Origin of the sequence: Nocardioides pymetrozini, from assembly GCF_046058985.1 — a bacterium.
Lineage (GTDB): Bacteria > Actinomycetota > Actinomycetes > Propionibacteriales > Nocardioidaceae > Nocardioides.
On record NZ_CP175556.1, the window covers coordinates 1817441 to 1836029 of the forward strand.

The following is an 18589-nucleotide window of genomic DNA, read 5'->3' on the forward strand; positions in this document are numbered from 1 at the left end:
AGCTGACCCGTCTGCGGGTCAGGTAGCAGCACGAACAGCTAGTTACAGCACCGCTGGGCCAGCGGCCGGCGAACCGGCCAGCGCGTCAGACCGCCTTCGCGGCGTCGTCGTCCCGACGGTGGCGAACCACCTGCAGGACGATGAGAACGAGCAGTACGGCGAGGTCGACCACCGCGACGGTGGCGGCCAGCTCGGTGACGCTCGAGGCGAGCGCGCCGGCGCCGACGAGCGCCACGACTCCGACGCCGACGAGGTACTTGGTCGCGACGCCGCGCGCGGCCAGACCGGCGTACACGAGCAGCTGGAGCAGGGAGAGCAGCGCGCCCAGGACCGCGAACATCCACAGGCGGTCGCGCACCTCGGCATAGTCGTCCCCGCCGATGAAGACCAGAGCGAGGTCGGAGAGCAGATAGGTCGCCACGACGCCGGCGGCCCCGAGGGTGGTCAGGAAGGCCAGTCCCCGCGCGAGCGCGGCGCGGCTCTCGGAGCCCTCCGACATCGACGGGAACAGGACGACGACGGCGAACTGGGGCAGGAAGAGCACCGCCTTCGTCACGATCAGCCCACCGGCGTAGAGACCGGCGTCGTGGGAGTCGAGCACGCTGCGGGCCACCACGACGTCGAGGTTGGACAGCGCGAAGAAGGCGAGCAGCGCGATCGAGCTGCCGACGGTCTCCCGCAGCACGTCGCGTCGGATCTCCGACTCGCTGACCCGGCTGGCAGGACGCGGGTGCCGGCCCAGCGCCCACGCGGCCACGGCGACGGGCACCCACGAGGAGAGGAACACCGCCAGCATCGCGCTGGTCTCGGTGCTCGAGACCAACAGGAAGACCAGCCCGAGGACCACCCGAGGCACGCCGACCGCGAGGTACACCAGGCTGAGCGGGAGCCAGCGCCGCTCACCCTGGAGCACCCCGGCCTGGGCGCCCATGACGGTCGCCGGGACCGCGCTGAGGCCGAGCAGCAGGGCGGGCAGCAGGCCGTCGAGTCGCAGGAGCTCGGTGACCAGCGGTGCGGCGAGGACCGCGACCGCGCCCAGCACGAAGGCCGCGCGCCAGCCGGTCCGGAGCACGGCCGCCTCGACCGCGGCGACGTGCTCGGGGTCCGCCGCGATCCGGCGGGCCGAGGTCGCCTGGAGACCCAGCTGCAGCACCGACAGCACCATCAGCAGGGCCATCACGCCGGCGAGGGCGCCGTACTGGCCCGGGCCCAGGAGGCGCGCGGAGACGATCTGGAAGCCGTAGGTGCCGACGTTCATGACGGCCATCGCGATCGCGATGCCGGCGCTGCTGCGCAGCAGCCGGGCGAGGCGGGAGCCCGCGGCGTGAGGGGTCGTCGTCACCAGAGCAGGTTAGGGGGTCGCTCCACCGATCCGGTCAGCCGAGGGTGCCTCCGCATACAGTGACCCCCGCGGAGAGGGAGGCAGCATGCGGGAGGATCGGCGCGGTCGGGTCCTGCTGGTGACCCTGTACGCCGCGCTGTCGGTGATGGTGTTCGCCGAGAAGTGGGGACGCTCGACCAGCGACACCCGCTTCGAGCTGACCGAGGTCCCCGGCCCCCATCTCGCGGGCACCCTCCACCTGTGGAACCCGGACGTCTCCCTGGGGGAGCTGCAGAACCAGGCGTACGGCTACCTCTTCCCGCAGGGCTCCTTCTTCTGGCTCGCCGAGCTGCTCGGCACGCCCGGCTGGGTGGCGCAGCGGCTCTGGTCGGTGCTGGTGCTGCTGGTGGCGTGCGAAGGGCTCCGCCGCCTGGCGGTGGCCCTCGGCGTCGGTCCGGTCGCGGCAGCGGTCGCCGGCCTGGCCTACGGGCTGACCCCGCGCCATGTCACCGAGATCGGCACCCGGAGCGCCGAGATCCTTCCCGGAGCGGTACTTCCGTGGGCGGCTCTCCCGCTGGTGCTCGCCGCCCAGGGGAGGATGCGGCCGCGGAACGCCGCCGTCCTCTCGGCGGCGGCCTTCGCGTGCTCCGGGGGCGTCAACGGCACCGCCACGGCGGCGCCTGCCGCACTGCTGGCGATCGTGGTGGTCTGGGCCGTGCTGCGCCGCCGGCTCAGCTGGCGCTTCGGCGTCGGCTGGCTCGCCCTCGTCGGTGCCGTCAGCGCCTGGTGGATCCTGTCCCTGCTGCGGCTCGGGGCCTACAGCCCGCCCTTCTACGACTTCGTCGAGGACGCCCGCGCGACCACCTCGAGCTCCGGCTTCGCCTCCGTCCTGCGGGGGGCCAGCAACTGGGTCGGCTTCATCTCCGTCGGCGGCGACCGCTGGTGGCCGGCGGGCTACGACCTGGGCTACGAGCCGTGGCTGGTGCTGGGGACCGGGATCGTCGCGGTCGCGGGTCTCGTCGGGCTGCTGCGCATGCGCAGCGCCTGGCGCACGCCGCTGCTGCTCGCGGCCGGGTTCGGCCTCACCTGCCAGGTGATCGCCCACACCGGACCACTCGACGGGCCGTTCAGCCAGGCCCTGCGCGACCTTCTCGACGGTCCGCTCGCTCCCTTGCGCAACGTGCCGAAGGCCGACCCCGTGCTGCGTGTGCCGATCGCCGTCGGCCTCGGTGTCCTCGTGGACGACCTGCTCCGCGCCCTGAGTCGCCGCCGTGCCGCGGAGCCCGCGCGGAGCCGGTGGCGCCCCCGCGTCCGGCGCCTGGCGGCCGGCGGCCTCGCCGTGGCCCTCGCCGGCGGCCTGCTGGCGATGGTCCAGCCGATCGCGACCGCCGACACCCGCACGCCGGGGTGGAAGGAGCTGCCGTCGTACTGGTGGGAGGCGGCGACCTTCCTCGAGGAGCGCTCGGAGGCGACCGAGGGAGCCGGTGCCACCTGGGTCATCCCCGGTTCCGGCTTCGGGATCCAGCAGTGGGGCTGGACCATGGAGGAGCCGATGGAGGCCGTGGCCCGGAGCCCGTGGATCACCCGCTCCCAGGTCCCGCTCACGCCGCCCGCGACGATCCGGCTGTTCTCCGCCATGGAGACCTACCTGGAGACGGGATCCGGGTCGCCGTACCTGCGTCACCTGCTCAACCGGATCGGCATCGACACGGTCCTGGTGCGCCACGACCTGGACCCGGATGTCTCCCAGGCCACGTCGGCCAGCCTGGTCGGCGTCGCGCTCGGACGCTCGCCCGGCCTGCACTCGGTCGCGACCTTCGGCCGGCTGGACTTCGGGCCGGCCATCGAGGTCTTCGAGGTCGAGCCGGCGATCGGTGCCCAGGTCGGCACCGGCGGGTACGACGTGCGCGACGTCGCCGACACGGTGACGGTCGCCGGCTCCGTCGAGGCCGCCGTCGCGGCGGTCGGCAGCGGGCTGGTCGGACCCGCCCAGGCGATGGTGCTCGCCGGCGAGCCCGGCTGGGAGCGTGCCGCCCAGGTGGTCGGGGACGGCTACCGGCTGCGGGAGCGCGCGTTCGGGCGGATCCAGGACGCCGAGAGCAACGTGATGGCGCCGGGGGAGCCGTACCACGGCGACCGGGTGGTCCCGAACTATCCCGGCGCCGCCGGCGCCGAGCCCGTGGCGGCGCGCTACGAGGGCGTCGCGGGCGTCGACGCGTCGTCGTCGCGCGCCTGGACCAGCTCGCTCGGCGCCGTGCACCCGGAGAACGCTCCGTGGTCCGCGCTCGACGGGGACCCGTCGACGTACTGGCGACCCAGCCCGTATGTCGACGCCGAGGACCAGTGGCTCGAGGTGGACCTCGGTCGTGAGCGCAGCGTGGGCACCGTGCGCCTGTCCCAGCCGGGCGACGAGGGGGTGGACCGCGTGGCGCGGTGGCGGGTCTCCGCCGGCGGCGAGAGCCGCGTGCTGCGGGCGGACCCCTTCACCGGCGCCGGCGCGGTGCGGCTGGACGTCCGCGCCGACCGCGTGCGGGTCGAGGTCCTCGAGGCCGCGTCCGAGCAGTCGCCGGTGGGCGTGGCGGAGCTGCAGATCGACGGGGTCACCCCGCGGCGCACCCTGGTGCTGCCGGAGGCGTCGACCGACGGACCACCCGACCTGATCCTCTCGGCGGCGCCCGAGGCGCGCGCCTGCGTGCTGACCCTGCTCGGCCCGGACTGCGGGCGCTATCGCGCCCGGGCGGCCGAGGAGGCCACCGGCATCGACCGCACCTTCACCCTCGGCACGGGGGGCCGGTTCCGCGTCCGCGGCCTCGTCGTCGGCCGCAGCCGGCCCGCCACGGCAACCCTGCTGCAGCCCCTCGCGGGGGCGACGATGACCGGCTCGTCGTGGCTCGCTGTCGACCCCGCGGTCTCGCCCCGCATGGCCCACGACGGGAACGCCGCCACCTCGTGGGTGGCGGACCCCCGCGACGAGGAGCCGATGCTCACGGTGGACCTGGGCCGCGAGCGCACGCTGCGGCGCCTCGTCGTGACCCCGCCCGCCGGCGTCGCCGTGCGCCCCGACCACGCGGTGATCCGGGCCGAGACCGCCTCCGGTGAGCAGCTCCGGGAGGTCGACCTCACCGGCTACGGCGCCTTCGAGCCCCTCCGAGCGCGCCGGCTCACCGTCACCTTCGGCCGTACGGCGGGCCGCATCGAGGGCACCCCGCTGGGGATCGGCGAGCTCCGGCTGGTCGGTGGGCGGGCCCGGATGCCGCTCGACGGCGCAGGCGCGACGGGTGCCGTGTGCGGTCTCGGGCCGCAGCTGGTCGTCGACGGCCGGACCGTCGACACGCGGGTCGACGGGCTCCTCGGCGACGTCGTGGCAGCCGGCCAGCTCGCCCTCGAGCCCTGCGACGGCACCGGACCACTGCGGCTGAGCCCCGGAGAGCACCGGGTCGAGCTGCGCTCCACCGAGCAGTTCCAGCCGGTCAACCTCACCCTCGACTCCGTCGACGGCGGCGCCGAGCCGGAGCGAGGCCCGGCCCGCTCGCGCAGCGTCCGGCTGCTGTCGGCGTCGGACACCCGCGTGCGGCTCGAGGTCGGCGCGGGGGAGTCGGCGCTGCTGTCCTCGCCCCACAACGTGAACGCCGGCTGGGTGGCCACGGTCGACGGCCGCGAGCTCGAGCGGATCACGGTCGACGGCTGGGCCCAGGGCTGGCTGCTCCCGGCCGACGCCGCCGGCGAGGTCGAGCTGACCTTCGCCCCGCAGCGGGGCTACCTCGTCGCCCTGGTGGCGGGACTCGGCCTGCTCGGCGCGGTGCTGCTCGCCGCGCTCGGCATCCTGCTCGCCGGTGCGCTGCGGCGCCTGCGCGGGCGCCCCGGTGGCGCCCCGAGCCCGGAGGCGCCGGCCGAGCCCGCCCCGCTCGACGTACCGATGTCGCGGCGGCGCCTGGCGGTGGCGCTGGTGGTCGCCGCTCTCGTCGCCGGCGCCGTGGGCGGGCCGGTGGTCGCCGTCGCCGGAGCGCTCGGGGTCGTGCTGTCACGGTGGCCTCGGGTGGTCCAGGCGATCGTCGCGGCCCTGCTCGTCGGCGCGCTGCTGGCCCTGACGCGGGCCCTGGCCGACGGGCCCGCGCTGCCCGCCCGGCCGGTCGACCTGGTGACTGGCGCGGCGATCGCGCTGGGGCTGGCGGCCGCGCTCGCCGTACGGCGGTCCACCCCGGAGCCGCGGTGAGGCGGCCCGGCCCCGACGTCGCCGTGACCACCGCGGTCACCGCGCTGGTGCTCGGGCCCCTCCTCGCCGGCGGCGGATACTGGCTGTTCGGTGACATGGTCTTCGTGCACCGCCAGCCGTGGAAGAGCTCCTGGCTCGGCCTCGACGGGGCGCTGCCGCGTGCGGTCCCCATGGACGCCCTCGTCTCCCTCGCCACCCACGTCGTTCCGGGCAGCGTCGTCCAGCGCCTGCTGCTGGTCGGGGGCTTCCTGGCCGGCGGGCTCGGCGTGGCCCGCCTCGTGCGGACGCAGGCGTGGTACGCCCGCGCGGCCGCGATCACGCTGTTCTGCTGGAATCCCTGGGTCGCCGAGCGACTGCTCATCGGCCAGTGGGCCATCCTGGTGGGCTACCTCCTCCTGCCCTGGGTCGCGCGTGCGGGGCTGCGGCTGCGGGCCGACCCGCGGGACTGGGGCCCGGCGGCCGTCACGCTGGTCCTCGCGGCCGTCTGCAGCCCGTCGAGCGGGGTGATGGCCGTCGGCGTCCTCGCCGTGCTCGCCCTCGGGACGGACGCCCGGGTCTGGTGGCGCGCGGCTGTGCTGGCCGTCGCGGCGAACCTGACCTGGGCGGTCCCGGCGCTCACCGCGCGCACCGCGAGCGTGACGACCGACGGCGTCTTCGAGGGCTTCGCAGCGCGCGCGGAGTCCGCTGCCGGTACGGCGGCCAGCGTCCTCTCGCTCGGCGGGATCTGGAAGACCTCGATCGTCCCGGAGGAGCGCACCAGCGCCGTCATCGTGCTGCTCTCGTGCCTCCTGAGCCTCGGGGCGCTGGGCGGCCTGACGCGCAGCGGGCCGGACCGCTGGCGGTGGGGTCTGCTGGGCGCGGGCGCCGTGCTCGTCGCCCTGGTCCCGGCCGTGCCCGCCGGCGCCGACCTGCTCGAGCAGCTGGCCGGGCCGGTGCCCGGGCTCGCGCTGTTGCGCGACTCGCACCGCTTCCTCGCCCCGCTCGGACTGGTGCTGGCCGTCGGGGCCGCGCACGGCGTCGCCGCGCTGCGCGCGCGCATCGGTCCGGGGACGGGCGCCCTGTGGAGCGCGGTCGCCCTGGTCGTCGCGGCGCCGCTGCTGCTGCTTCCGAGCCTCGCCTGGGGCGGCCTGGGGGAGCTGGAGCGGTCGTCGTACCCGCAGGCGTGGAAGGACGTCGCCGCGCTCGTCGGCGACGACGACACCACGGTCGTGCTGCCGTGGGCCGGCTCCTACCGCGGCTGGGCCTGGAACCACCGTCGCGCGGTCCTCGACCCCGCGCCACGGCTGCTGCCCGGCGAGGTGCTCGTCGACGACCGGGTACTGCTGGCCGACCAGGTCGTCCCGCCCGAGGACCCGCGGGTGGTCGCGGCCACCCTGGCCCTGGCCGACCCCGAGCCCGCGGGCGCCCTGCGGGCACTCGGGGTGCGCTGGGTCCTGGTCGAGCGCGGGATGGGCCGACCCGAGGTGCCCACCGGCCGGGTGGCGTACGACGACGGCGGGCTCCTTCTCGTGGACCTCGCGGCCGACGGTCCGGTGGCCGAGGCCCGGGCGGAAACCGACCGATCGCGCCAGGCCCTGGTGTCGATCGGCCATACTTCCGCGATTCTTTTGCTTTTGACCGGTGCCGCATGGATACTCCGGTCTGGGAGTAACGGGCATCACAGTCATGAGAGTCATGGGGAGTGATGCTCTGTGCCGGTCTTTGGGAGGGGACCGTCGCATGAACACGATCATCGCCACCGTCGTCGGGGCCCTCGCCTCGACCGCCGTCCTCGTCGCCGGCGTCAACGCCGCGCAGGGTGAGCACAAGACCGTCAGCAACGAGAAGCTCTACAGCTACGCCGACCAGTAGGTCGCCCTTCGCCGCGCCCCGCGGACGCCGTTGCTGACGGCTCGTCCCCGGCGGAACGGCTCGTCGTATGCCCGCCCCCGCAGGGAGGCGGGTCGAGCAGACGGCTTGGGAGGGTCCGATGCTGCAGATCGTCATTCCGGCGTACAACGAAGAGCGCCGGCTGCCGCGCACGCTGCGGGAGCTGCGCCGTCACGTGACGGCGCACCGCGGGGTGCTCGGGCGCGTGGAGGTGCTCGTCGTCGACAACGCGAGCTCCGACCGCACCGCCGAGGTCGCGCGCGCGGCCGACTCGGCCGCGCTGCCCGTGCGGGTGGTGCGCTGCGCCCGTCGCGGCAAGGGCGCCGCCGTGCGCGCCGGCCTGCTCGCCACCGACGCGGATCTGGTGTGCTTCATGGACGCCGACGGCGCCACCGGACTCGAGGCGATCGAGGAGGCCTGGCGGCGCCTGCTGCTGGGCGCCGACGTCGTGATCGGCTCGCGTGCCGTCGCCGGGAGCCGCACCGAGGCGCGGCACTGTCGCACCCGGTCGGTGGGAGCCGCGGCCTACCGCAGCCTGGCCGGACGGCTGGTGCCCGGCATCGCCGACACCCAGTGCGGGTTCAAGCTCCTGCGCGGCCCCCTGGCCCGTCAGGCGGCCCGGCAGCTGGAGACCGCCGGCTTCTCGTTCGACGTCGAGCTCCTCGTGCGCCTGCGCGCCGCCGGAGCCGACATCCAGGAGATCCCCGTGACCTGGACCGACGTGCCCGGATCGACGTTCGTCCCGTCCCGCCACGGCGCCGCGTCCTTCGCCGAGCTGGCGCGCATCGCGTGGCGCTGCCGCGCGCTCGAGCGCCCCGCGCCGGTCTCCGTGCCCGCGGTGGCGCTGGCCGGAAGCCGCGGATGAGGGCCCCCGAGCCGCTGACCGGCGCCCGCGTCGTCGTCGTGAACTGGCGCGACCTGGACCACTCGCTCGCCGGCGGCGCCGAGATCTACGCCTGGCAGTTCGCGCGGGCGCTGGCCGAGGCCGGCGCGCAGGTCCACTTCGTCACGGCCCGCGAGCGCGGGAGGGACGGCGGGCAGGCCGCACGCGAGGACCGGGACGGCATCGCCGTACGTCGTGGCGGTGGACCGCTGACCTTCTACCTGTTCGCGCTGGCCTGGCTGCTGCGGCACCGGCGCCGCATCGACGCGGTCATCGACCCGGCCTGCGGCCTCCCGTCGTTCTCCCCGCTCGTCCTGCGGCGGGGCACGCCGGCGCTGCTGGTCGTGCACCACGTGCACCAGGCCCAGTTCGCCGTGCACTTCCCGGCGCCGGTCGCCGCCTTCGGGCGCTGGATGGAGCGCGTCGCGATGCGTCGCGTCTACCGCCGCCACGTCACGGCGGCCGTGTCGGCCTCCACCGTCGCCCAGATGCGCGACCAGCTGGGCTGGACCGGCGACATCCGGATCCTGGAGAACGGGGCCGAGCTGCCGGACCCCCAGCAGGTCGACGCCGCGGCGAAGGACCCGGACCGGATCGTCGTGCTGGGCCGCCTCGTGGCCCACAAGCGGGTCGACCTCGCGCTGACGGCGATTCGTCGGGCCCAGGAGCGGGCCGAGCTGGCCGGTCGCCGGCTGAGCGTCGACGTCGTCGGGCGCGGCCCCGAGCAGGAGCGGCTGGTCGCCCTGGCCGCCGACCTCGGCCTCGCCGACCAGGTCACCTTCCACGGCTTCCTGCCGACGGCGGACAAGGACGCCCTCCTCGCGCGTGCCTCCGTCCACGTGTGCGCCTCCGACGCGGAGGGCTGGGGGCAGGCGGTGATCGACGCCGCCGCCCACGGCGTGCCGACCGTCGCCCGCGACGTCCCCGGCCTGCGCGACTCCATCCGGCCGGGGGAGAGCGGCTGGTTGGTCCCTGACAGCCAGCAGCCGAGCGACGTCGTCGAGCGCCTCACCGCCGCGCTCACCGGCGCGCTCGCGGAGGCCGCCGACCCGCGGGCCCGGCAGTTGCGCGCGGACGCGTGCCGCGCCTGGGCGGCGAAGTACGACTGGTCGCAGATGCGCCTCCACGCCGCCGACCTGACCATCCATCTCCTCGGGCGCGTCTCCGCGCTGCCCGACCGTCACCACCCACGCGACGCTCGCGTGGCCGTCTGAGAGGTTCTCCGTCCATGCGCAGCAAGCTCGCCGCCGTGTCCGTCGGACTCGGTGTCTTCCTGATCGTCGCGGCCGCCCTGGTCCGCTTCTACGCCTACCCGGTGCTCGCCACCGTCCCGCCCGACTACGAGGGCGTCACCAAGCTCGAGGCGGAGGACGCGCAGGTGTTCAACTCCGACCCCCAGGTGCTCGCGCCGGAGACCACGGACCTCGACATCAGCTCGCGCACCATCGCCGACAGCGGCGCCAAGACCCCCGACGGCGTCGTGGTGTGGGTCAACTCGACCACGGTGACCCGCGCCGACGGCTCGGTCTTCCAGCAGTCCCGTGAGCGCGCGCCCTTCGACGGCACCAGCGGTGCGGCCGTGGACTGCAAGACCTGCGACTCCTGGACCGAGGTCGCGGCCGGCGAGCGCGAGCCGGCCCTGCGCAAGGGCCAGATCTACAAGTTCCCGTTCGACACCCAGAAGACGGCGTACCCGGTCTGGGACGGCACCGTCGGCAAGGCCGTCGACGCGAAGTTCGAGGGCGAGGAGAAGATCGACGGGCTGACGGTCTACAAGTTCGTGCAGCACGTCGAGCCGACCATGGTCGAGACCCGCGAGGTGCCCGGCTCGGTCTTCGGCTCGCCAGAGGCCTCCGTCGACGCCGAGATGTGGTACGAGATGACCCGGACCTTCTACGTCGAGCCGGCGACCGGCTCGCCCGTCAACCGGGTCGAGGACCGCGTCCAGGAGCTGCGGTACGACGGCACCAGCGTCCCCGCCTTCACCGGCACCGTGCACTACACCGAGGCCCAGGTCGACGACCTCGTGGCGGACGCGAAGTCCAACAGCACCCTGCTCGGCGGCATGCGGCTGATGTTCCCGGCCCTGCTGGTGCTGCTCGGCGCAGGCCTGCTCGTCGGCGGTCTGCTCCTCGGTCGGCACGCAGGGCGCGGCGGTGACCGCCGCGCCGGACGCCGGGACCACGAGCTCGCCGGCGTCTGAGCCATCGGAGGGCCTGTCGTCTAGGTTGGACGGACCATGGAGATCACGCAGCGGCTGCGGGCGTTCTACGACAGCCGGATCGGGCTGCCGATCCCCGATGACGGCCTGGTCCTCGACGTCGGCAGCGGTGACAAGCCCTCCTGGCGCGCGGACGTGCTGCTGGACCGCTATCCCGACGACGCGTTCGCGGGACAGCGGTCCGGTACGGGACGCACGCGCGTGGACCGGCCGCTGTTCGACGCCGACGCGGCCGCGATGCCCTTCGCCGACGGGGTCTTCGACTACGCCATCTGCTCACATGTGCTCGAGCACGTCACCGACCCCGTCGCCGTGGTCGGCGAGCTGACCCGCGTGGCACGCGCCGGCTACATCGAGGTGCCCGAGGCGTCCGCGGCGAAGATCATCGACTTCCCCAGCCACCTGTGGTGGTGTCGCCTCGACCGGTCGACCGAGCCGCCGACCCTGGTGCTGGAGGCCAAGCGGGCGCCCAGCTTCGATCCCGAGATCGAGGCGTACCTGCAGCGCACGGACCTGGCCCAGCCGGTCAAGCGGCTGATCGACAGTCGGCACCACCACAACGTCATCGCCCTGCGCTGGACGGGGACCCAGCCGGTGCGCACCGAGGGCACGCACGACCCCGCCTTCGTCGAGCGGACCGTGAACGCCCAGGCACACCACACCCGCGGCGCGGAGGCACTGGTGGCGCGGGCGCTCACCTCCGTCCTCACGCTGCGCAGGCCACGCCGACGTACGCCGGTCGCGTTCGACGACATCGTCCGACCCGAGCTGCGCCGTGGCGACGGAGCACTGCTGGAGCCAAGGATCTACCGCCTCTAGCCACCCCCTCCGGCCTCTGCGGGGCGGTGGGCCACCACGACGAGGCTGACCCCCGGAAGGCGGCGGACCGGCAGGCCGCGCTCGACGGCGAGCGTGGCGCGCAGACCTGCGTTGAGGACCGGGTGGACCTCCTCCATCTCGCTCTCGGCGGCGTGCTTCCTCCGCCGCCGGGCGCGCACCACCGGCCGGAGCAGCACGTTCCACGACCACAGGTCGTCGATCACCAGTCCCGCGCCCGTCACCAGGTCGGCCAGCTGCTGCCGCTCGTAGCGACGGACGTGACCGAGGGCGACGTCGTGCCCGCTCCACAGCGCCATGCCGGCGGGCACGGCGACCAGGACCCTGCCCCCGGGGCGCAGCACCCGCGCCGTCTCCCGGGCGACCGCCACGTCGTCGTCGATGTGCTCCCAGGCATCGGTGGACATCACGAGGTCGACCGACGCGTCCGCCACCGGCAGCCGACGGCCGTCTCCCCGGACCACGGGGATCCCGCGGCCGGCGGCGATGCCGGCGCCCGTGTCGGTGTACTCCACGCCGACGGCCTGCCAGCCCAGCTCACGCAGGACCGCGGTGTTCCCGCCCATGCCGCAGCCGACGTCGATCGCTCGGCCCGCCGGCCACGTGCGGACCGTACGTCGCACGAGGGCGCGGCGGGCGGCGTACCACCAGTGCCGGTGCTCGAGCGCGGCCGACTTGGCGATCTCCTCCGCATCCACGGCGCCACCCTAGTTCGGGTGGGCCCACTCAGCCGTGGCGGCTCGGGTCGGTCTTCCCACGCACCTCGCGGCCGTCACGACCGCCGCCCCAGTCGGTGTCGGCCAGGGTCGGGTCGGTCTTGCGCTTCTGGTAGCGCTTGTTCTTCGACCCGGTGACCTCCTCGTGGTCGGTGAGGCCGTCGCGGTCGGTGTCGGGTCGGGTCGGGTCGGTCATCCGGACCTTGACCTTGTACGGACCACCGTTGGCCTTCGAGCGCACGATCCGCTGCCCGACCCGGATACCGACGACCTCCTGGTAGTCGGTGAGGCGGTCGCCGTCGGTGTCCTGGACACAGGGGTTGGTGCGGACCACGCCGATGACCTTGGCCTTGGTCCTCTTCGGCCGGCCGCGGTTGGTGGAGTAGGCCTGCTGGAGGTCCATCCCCTTGACCTCCGCACCGTCGGCCAGGCCGTCGTCGTCGGTGTCGGGCCGCAGCGGGTCGGTGTGGCCCAGGGCCCCGCCGACCGTCACGCAGCCGGTGGGTCCGCGCAGCTCACGGCCGTCGCCGAGCCCGTCGCCGTCGGTGTCCGCCTTCGTCGGGTCCGTCCCCGCCGCCTTCTCGGCCTCGTCGTCCAACCCGTCGCCGTCGGAGTCCTTCGGCGGCGTGACGGCGTCGACGGTGAAGGTGGTGGTGTCGTCGATGCCGGTGCCGTTGGCGTTGCCGTCGGCGGTGATGGTGTGGCTGCCTTCGGTGAGGTCGGTGGTGGGGGTGTGGGTCCAGTTGCCGGTGGCGTCGACGGGGACGGTGATGGGGGTGCCGTCGTCGATGACGAGGGTGATGGTGGAGTTGGGCTCGCCGGTGCCGGTGATGGTGGGGGTGGCGTCGGTGACGGTGGCGCCGTCGGCGGGTGTCGTGATCGCGGTGGCGGCTGCGGGGATGGCGTCGACGGTGAAGGTGGTGGTGTCGTCGATGCCGGTGCCGTTGGCGTTGCCGTCGGCGGTGATGGTGTGGCTGCCTTCGGTTAGGTCGGTGGTGGGGGTGTGGGTCCAGTTGCCGGTGGCGTCGACGGGGACGGTGATGGGGGTGCCGTCGTCGATGACGAGGGTGATGGTGGAGTTGGGCTCGCCGGTGCCGGTGATGGTGGGGGTGGCGTCGGTGACGGTGGCGCCGTCGGCGGGTGTCGTGATCGCGGTGGCGGCTGCGGGGATGGCGTCGACGGTGAAGGTGGTGGTGTCGTCGATGCCGGTGCCGTTGGCGTTGCCGTCGGCGGTGATGGTGTGGCTGCCTTCGGTTAGGTCGGTGGTGGGGGTGTGGGTCCAGTTGCCGGTGGCGTCGACGGGGACGGTGATGGGGGTGCCGTCGTCGATGACGAGGGTGATGGTGGAGTTGGGCTCGCCGGTGCCGGTGATGGTGGGGGTGGCGTCGGTGACGGTGGCGCCGTCGGCGGGTGTGGCGATCACGGTGGCGGCCGGGTCGAGCTCGTCGCACTCGACGCCGCCCGTCGGAGCCGTCGCCTGCACGCTGCCGGCGCCGATCGAGAGGTCGAGGTCGGCGAGGTCCGTGCCGAGCAGGTCGGCCGCCAGCTGGATCCGAAGGACCGCGTCGAGCGCCCCCGCGCCGCTCGCCCCGGTCGAGGAGTCCGTGAAGTTGGCCAGGCCGATCTTGAGCGAGACGTTGGCCAGTCCGAGGGTGATCGGGACGTCGACCAGACCGCCGTTCGCGGTGACCTCGGCGACCGTGATGCCGCCGACGATGACGTCGGCGGTGAGGTTGGGCGTCACGACGCCGGCGGTGCCGGTCGCGCCGTCCGAGGTGGCACGAGTGACGACATCGTCGGAGACGCGGACGGTGATGCCGCCGGCCACCGCGGTGAGGAGGCGGACGTCGCCGACCGACGTGGAGGTCTCGGACACCATGGTGGAGGACCCGTCCGCGTCGGCGTCGACGAGCTTGGTCGTCGTCGTCGCCTGGACCGCGTCGACCTGGGCGACCCCACCGAGCAGGCCGAGCGAGGCCACCGAGGTGGTCGAGCGCCCGAGCAGGCGCTCGCCGCCCACAGCGGGCGGGCACTCGATCGCGCTGACGTAGTTCGCCTCGACGGCGCTGGTGATCAGGCCCAGGTCGGCAAGGACCGGAACGGTGACCGGGTCCAGCGGACCCGACGCGCTCGCCGAGGGCGGGGCAGTGACCGACGTGTCGTCGACGGCGATCGGCAGGCCGAGCAGCGCGGCGTCGAGGTTGGCGCCCGACGCCGTCACGTTGGCCGACGGAGCGCTGCTGTCGACGCTGGTGGCGGAGTGCCCGACGGGAACCCTCGCCGCCGCGGCGTCGAGCACGTCCGCCGGCACGTTGACCAGGTCGGCGTGGGCCGAGCCGCTGAACGCGGCCGGGAGCGGGTCGGCGTGCGCCGGGGTCGCGAGCGGCACCCCCAGGGCGAAGGTCGCCGCCGTGGCGACGGACGTTCCGAACATCGCCACGGACCTGATCCGCCGGCGAGCCTGAGATACGGACATGGGGTGCTCCCTCCAGCACGGTTCCTGGTCCCACTATTGGCGAGGGAGCGGCTGCCTGGCAGGGCTGTCGGCCCGATCGGCTGGCAATCAGGACCTAAGCCCCGGAGGCGGCTGGGCCCAAGGGCCTAGGGGAGTGGCGAGTCCTGACCGCTCAGGAGGTCGGCGCCGAAGATGGCCGTGCCCGGCGTCAGCCGGCCGCGGGTCCCTGACCAGCCGCCCCAGAGGCGCTCGTGGCCCTCGGGCCACTCCGGCTCGAGGAGCGCGGTGATCCGGAAGCCGGCGTCGGAGAGCAGCGTCACCCAGTCCCCGAGCGTGCGATGGTGCTCGACGTACGACGTCGCGCCGGTCTCGTCGTCGACCTCGACATAGGGAGTGCGGTCCCAGTAGGACTGGGTGGCCGTCAGACCCTCCTCGCCGGGGTCGTCGGGGAACATCCACCGCGTGGGATGGGTGATCGAGAAGGCGAAGCGCCCCCCGGGGCGCAGGACTCGCGCGGTCTCCGCGACCGCCAGGTCGATGTCGGCCACGAACTGCAGCGCCCCGAAGGAGGAGAACACCACGTCGAAGCTGTCGTCGGGGAAGGGGAGGGCGGTGGCCGTGCCGAGGACACTGGGGACGACGAGTCCGCTGGCCTGGTCGATCCGGCGGGAGTGCTGCAGCTGGCGGTAGGACAGGTCGAGCCCGACGGCACGGCCTCCTTGGCGGCGTACCCACCGCGAGCACTGGCCGGCTCCGGACCCGACCTCGAGCACGTCGCGGTCCCGGACCTCGCCGAGGATCCTCGCCGCCTCCTCCGTCAGGCCCTCCGGGCCCCAGACGAAGCCGGCGTCGCCGAGGAAGTCGCCGTGCGTGGCCTGGTACTCGTCGGCGTACCGGTCCCAGTCGGCGCCGTTGGCGCGCCGCGACTCATCCTCGTCGGCGACCCGCCGGTGGGCGGTCACGGGCGGATGCGGCCATGCCTCGACGTCCTGGCGGTCCTGCACGCTTGCAGAGGATAGTGCCCGCCGGTTGGACTCCCGACTGCGGCGGCGCGTACTCTGGAACGTCTGCGTCCCCGCCTGCCCTCGTGGCGGCGAGGTCGCGAACGCACTATTCCGACTACTTCTGCCCACTCCAAGGACTGACCGACTACATGACGAGCACCCTCTCGACCCCGCTGCCGAGCGCCTACGATGACAACGCGCCCCAGGTCGCGATCAACGACATCGGCTCGGAGGCGGACTTCCTGGCCGCCATCGACCAGACCATCAAGTACTTCAACGACGGCGACATCGTCGACGGCACCATCGTCAAGGTGGACCGTGACGAGGTCCTGCTCGACATCGGCTACAAGACCGAGGGCGTCATCCCCTCGCGCGAGCTGTCGATCAAGCACGACGTCGACCCGTCCGAGGTCGTCCAGGTGGGCGACAAGGTCGAGGCCCTGGTCCTCCAGAAGGAGGACAAGGAGGGTCGCCTGATCCTGTCCAAGAAGCGCGCCCAGTACGAGCGCGCCTGGGGCACGATCGAGGAGATCAAGGAGGCCGACGGCGTCGTCGAGGGCACCGTCATCGAGGTCGTCAAGGGCGGTCTCATCATCGACATCGGCCTGCGCGGCTTCCTCCCGGCCTCCCTCGTGGAGATGCGCCGGGTGCGCGACCTGCAGCCGTACGTCGGCCAGACGCTCGAGGCCAAGATCATCGAGCTCGACAAGAACCGCAACAACGTGGTCCTGTCGCGCCGCGCCTGGCTCGAGCAGACCCAGTCCGAGGTGCGCCACGGCTTCCTCACCCAGCTTCAGAAGGGCCAGATCCGCAAGGGTGTCGTGTCCTCGATCGTCAACTTCGGTGCGTTCGTGGACCTCGGCGGCGTCGACGGCCTCGTCCACGTCTCGGAGCTGTCCTGGAAGCACATCGACCACCCGTCCGAGGTCGTCACCGTGGGCGACGAGGTCACCGTCGAGGTCCTCGACGTCGACATGGACCGCGAGCGCGTCTCCCTGTCGCTGAAGGCGACCCAGGAGGACCCGTGGCAGCACTTCGCCCGGACCCACCAGATCGGTCAGATCGTCCCGGGCAAGGTCACCAAGCTCGTCCCCTTCGGCTCGTTCGTGCGGGTCGAGGAGGGCATCGAGGGCCTGGTCCACATCTCCGAGCTGGCCGAGCGCCACGTCGAGATCCCGGAGCAGGTCGTCCAGGTCAACGACGACGTCATGGTCAAGATCATCGACATCGACCTCGAGCGTCGCCGGATCTCCCTGTCGCTCAAGCAGGCGAACGAGACGGCCGCCGCCGCGGACGTCGAGGAGTTCGACCCCACGCTGTACGGCATGGAGGCGACGTACGACGAGCAGGGCAACTACATCTACCCCGAGGGCTTCGACCCGGAGACGGGCGAGTGGCTCGAGGGCTTCGACGAGCAGCGTGCGAAGTGGGAGGAGCAGTACGCCAAGGCGCACGCTCGCTGGGAGGCCCACGTCAAGCAGCAGGCCGACGCCAAGCAGGCCGAGATCGAGGCCGGCGACGCCAGCTCGTACTCCTCGGCTCCGGCCGAGGACACCAGCGGCGGCTCGCTCGCCTCGGACGAGGCGCTCCAGGCGCTTCGCGAGAAGCTGACCGGCGGCAACTGACACCCGCAGCAGCACGAAGGCCCCGACCGGATGGTCGGGGCCTTCGGGCTTTTCGCTCAGGACGCGTGGGTCAGGGTGGTGCGGGGCCGGTGCGCGGCGCGGGGCCGCTCCGTGCGGACGGCGCGGGGGAGGGCTGAACGCCGGGTGGTCCCCGCCTCGGCGAGCTCGGCGGCGCTGGGTCGACGCTCGCGGTGCGCCGCGGCCCGGTGGTCGGGGAGGACGCGGCCGGCGGACAGCCGGTCGTGGCGCGCCCAGGCGACGAGGGCCGCCAGAGCGGAGAGGAGCATCAGGGTCAGGAGGAGGGAGATCAGTGCCGTGGTCATGGCAGAAATTCTTCTCCCATGCAGATCCTGCCACCAGTGGCAGAAAAGACGGACTACGTTGATTTTCTGCCACACGCCTGCGACAGTGGTCCGGTGCTGACCAATGTGGCCGTCCTGGCCTTCGATGGCGTCGCCCCGTTCGAGCTGGGCATCCTGTGCGAGGCGTTCGGCATCGACCGGACCGAGGACGGCGTGCCCGCGATCGACTTCGCCGTGTGCGCCGAGGACGACCGCCCGCTGCGGACCTCGATGGGCTTCACCATGCAGGCCGCGCACGGACTGGACCGGGTCGCCGAGGCCGACCTGGTCGGCATCCCGGCGATCAAGGAGGTCGAGGCCTCGCCCGCCGTGATCGAGGCGATCCGCGCCGCGCACGACCGAGGCGCGCGGCTGATGTCGGTGTGCAGCGGCTCGTTCGTCCTCGGGCAGGCGGGCCTGCTCGACGGCCTGGAGTGCACCACCCACTGGATGCACACCGAGCGGCTGCAGCGGCTGTTCCCGAAGGCCAAGGTGATCCCCGAGGTCCTCTACGTCGACGCCGGTCAGATCGTCACCGGCGCGGGCAGCGCCGCCGGGCTCGACGCGGCCCTGCACATCTGGCGCCAGGAGTACGGCGCCGCCGTGGCCAACGTGGTCGCGCGGCGTGCGGTCGTGCCGCCGTACCGCGACGGCGGGCAGGCGCAGTACATCGCGCGCGCCGTACCGGACTGTGACGCCGACACGCTGCGGCCGCTGCTGACCTGGATCGTGGAGAACCTGGGCGAGGACCACTCGGTCGAGGCCCTGGCCAAGCGGGCCCTGATGTCGCCGCGCACCTTCGCCCGGCGCTTCCGCGAGGAGACCGGGACGACCCCCCACCACTGGGTGACCCGCCAGCGGGTCGCGGCGGCGGAGGAGCTGCTCGAGCGCACGGAGCAGCCCGTGGAGTGGATCGCCGGCGAGGTCGGCTTCGGCAACGCGGCGACGCTGCGCCACCATTTCGTGCGGGTGCGCGGAGTGAGCCCGCAGAGCTACCGGCGCCAGTTCGCCTGCTGACGCTGGAGATTCCTCCAACGGCCTTCGTCGATATTGGAGGATCGCCCCCTGTGCTGTGGGTCGTGGCGTGGCTCACCCTGAACGGGT

14 protein-coding genes are annotated in these 18589 nt (G+C 73.5%); 9 read left to right on the forward strand and 5 right to left on the reverse strand.

Translation table 11 applies throughout. The annotated features are described in order from the left end of the window. Window positions 1–85: 85 nt before the first annotated feature. Complete coding sequence (locus tag ACJ5H2_RS08885; RefSeq protein ID WP_408899207.1) at window positions 86–1342, reverse strand: lipopolysaccharide biosynthesis protein; 1257 nt, start codon at window positions 1340–1342, stop codon at window positions 86–88. Window positions 1343–1427: 85 nt separating this feature from the next. On the opposite strand from ACJ5H2_RS08885, the gene ACJ5H2_RS08890 reads away from it, so the two are divergent. From ACJ5H2_RS08890 to ACJ5H2_RS08920, 7 genes are all read left to right on the forward strand, one after another. Further along, entirely contained in the window at window positions 1428–5534 is a 4107-nt protein-coding gene (locus tag ACJ5H2_RS08890; protein ID WP_408899208.1) for an alpha-(1->3)-arabinofuranosyltransferase family protein, read from the forward strand. After that, complete coding sequence (locus ACJ5H2_RS08895; protein WP_408899209.1) at window positions 5531–7219, forward strand: hypothetical protein; 1689 nt, start codon at window positions 5531–5533, stop codon at window positions 7217–7219. The genes ACJ5H2_RS08890 and ACJ5H2_RS08895 overlap by 4 nt, the downstream gene beginning before the upstream one ends. 34 nt (window positions 7220–7253) lie before the next feature. Then, window positions 7254–7385 (forward strand): hypothetical protein, encoded by a 132-nt coding sequence (locus ACJ5H2_RS08900; RefSeq protein ID WP_408899210.1) that lies wholly within the window; start codon window positions 7254–7256, stop codon window positions 7383–7385. Between the two features lie 118 nt (window positions 7386–7503). After that, on the forward strand, window positions 7504–8268 hold the full coding sequence (locus ACJ5H2_RS08905; RefSeq protein WP_408899211.1) for a glycosyltransferase: 765 nt from the start codon (window positions 7504–7506) through the stop codon (window positions 8266–8268). Next, on the forward strand, window positions 8265–9500 hold the full coding sequence (locus tag ACJ5H2_RS08910; protein WP_408899212.1) for a glycosyltransferase family 4 protein: 1236 nt from the start codon (window positions 8265–8267) through the stop codon (window positions 9498–9500). The genes ACJ5H2_RS08905 and ACJ5H2_RS08910 overlap by 4 nt, the downstream gene beginning before the upstream one ends. A 14-nt stretch (window positions 9501–9514) precedes the next feature. Continuing rightward, window positions 9515–10489 carry a DUF3068 domain-containing protein gene (locus ACJ5H2_RS08915; protein WP_408899213.1) on the forward strand — a complete coding sequence of 325 codons (975 nt, stop codon included), beginning with the start codon at window positions 9515–9517 and terminating at the stop codon, window positions 10487–10489. Window positions 10490–10525: 36 nt separating this feature from the next. Then, a complete protein-coding gene (locus ACJ5H2_RS08920) occupies window positions 10526–11326 on the forward strand; it encodes a class I SAM-dependent methyltransferase (protein ID WP_408899214.1) in 801 nt (266 codons plus the stop codon). Here the strand turns inward: ACJ5H2_RS08920 and ACJ5H2_RS08925 are convergent. From ACJ5H2_RS08925 to ACJ5H2_RS08935, 3 genes are all read right to left on the reverse strand, one after another. Further along, the gene (locus tag ACJ5H2_RS08925; RefSeq protein ID WP_408899215.1) at window positions 11323–12042 is read right to left on the reverse strand and encodes a class I SAM-dependent methyltransferase; all 720 of its coding nucleotides are present in this window, start codon (window positions 12040–12042) and stop codon (window positions 11323–11325) included. The two genes, ACJ5H2_RS08920 and ACJ5H2_RS08925, sit on opposite strands and share 4 nt — an antisense overlap. 28 nt (window positions 12043–12070) lie before the next feature. Continuing rightward, the gene (locus ACJ5H2_RS08930; RefSeq protein WP_408899609.1) at window positions 12071–14494 is read right to left on the reverse strand and encodes an Ig-like domain-containing protein; all 2424 of its coding nucleotides are present in this window, start codon (window positions 14492–14494) and stop codon (window positions 12071–12073) included. Window positions 14495–14661: 167 nt separating this feature from the next. Next, window positions 14662–15519 (reverse strand): class I SAM-dependent methyltransferase, encoded by an 858-nt coding sequence (locus ACJ5H2_RS08935; protein ID WP_408899216.1) that lies wholly within the window; start codon window positions 15517–15519, stop codon window positions 14662–14664. A 149-nt stretch (window positions 15520–15668) separates the two neighbouring features. Between ACJ5H2_RS08935 and rpsA the strand changes: the two genes are divergently transcribed. Continuing rightward, a complete protein-coding gene (gene rpsA / locus ACJ5H2_RS08940; RefSeq protein ID WP_408899217.1) occupies window positions 15669–17144 on the forward strand; it encodes a 30S ribosomal protein S1 in 1476 nt (491 codons plus the stop codon). Window positions 17145–17200: 56 nt separating this feature from the next. Here rpsA and ACJ5H2_RS08945 read toward each other — a convergent pair whose 3' ends face one another. Next, entirely contained in the window at window positions 17201–17467 is a 267-nt protein-coding gene (locus tag ACJ5H2_RS08945) for a hypothetical protein (protein WP_408899218.1), read from the reverse strand. A 93-nt stretch (window positions 17468–17560) separates the two neighbouring features. On the opposite strand from ACJ5H2_RS08945, the gene ACJ5H2_RS08950 reads away from it, so the two are divergent. Next, window positions 17561–18502: a helix-turn-helix domain-containing protein gene (locus ACJ5H2_RS08950; protein ID WP_408899219.1), complete on the forward strand. Its 942-nt coding sequence runs from the start codon at window positions 17561–17563 to the stop codon at window positions 18500–18502. Window positions 18503–18589 lie beyond the last annotated feature (87 nt).

What these genes read in the sequence shown, in the direction of transcription:
- ACJ5H2_RS08900 (WP_408899210.1), top strand. Translation starts at nt 7,254, where the DNA reads ATGAACACGATCATCGCCACCGTCGTCGGGGCCCTCGCCTCGACCGCC.
- ACJ5H2_RS08905 (WP_408899211.1), top strand. Translation starts at nt 7,504, where the DNA reads ATGCTGCAGATCGTCATTCCGGCGTACAACGAAGAGCGCCGGCTGCCG.
- ACJ5H2_RS08890 (WP_408899208.1), top strand. Translation starts at nt 1,428, where the DNA reads ATGCGGGAGGATCGGCGCGGTCGGGTCCTGCTGGTGACCCTGTACGCC.
- rpsA (WP_408899217.1), top strand. Translation starts at nt 15,669, where the DNA reads ATGACGAGCACCCTCTCGACCCCGCTGCCGAGCGCCTACGATGACAAC.
- ACJ5H2_RS08910 (WP_408899212.1), top strand. Translation starts at nt 8,265, where the DNA reads ATGAGGGCCCCCGAGCCGCTGACCGGCGCCCGCGTCGTCGTCGTGAAC.
- ACJ5H2_RS08930 (WP_408899609.1), bottom strand. Translation starts at nt 14,494, where the DNA reads ATGTTCGGAACGTCCGTCGCCACGGCGGCGACCTTCGCCCTGGGGGTG.
- ACJ5H2_RS08915 (WP_408899213.1), top strand. Translation starts at nt 9,515, where the DNA reads ATGCGCAGCAAGCTCGCCGCCGTGTCCGTCGGACTCGGTGTCTTCCTG.
- ACJ5H2_RS08920 (WP_408899214.1), top strand. Translation starts at nt 10,526, where the DNA reads ATGGAGATCACGCAGCGGCTGCGGGCGTTCTACGACAGCCGGATCGGG.
- ACJ5H2_RS08945 (WP_408899218.1), bottom strand. Translation starts at nt 17,467, where the DNA reads ATGACCACGGCACTGATCTCCCTCCTCCTGACCCTGATGCTCCTCTCC.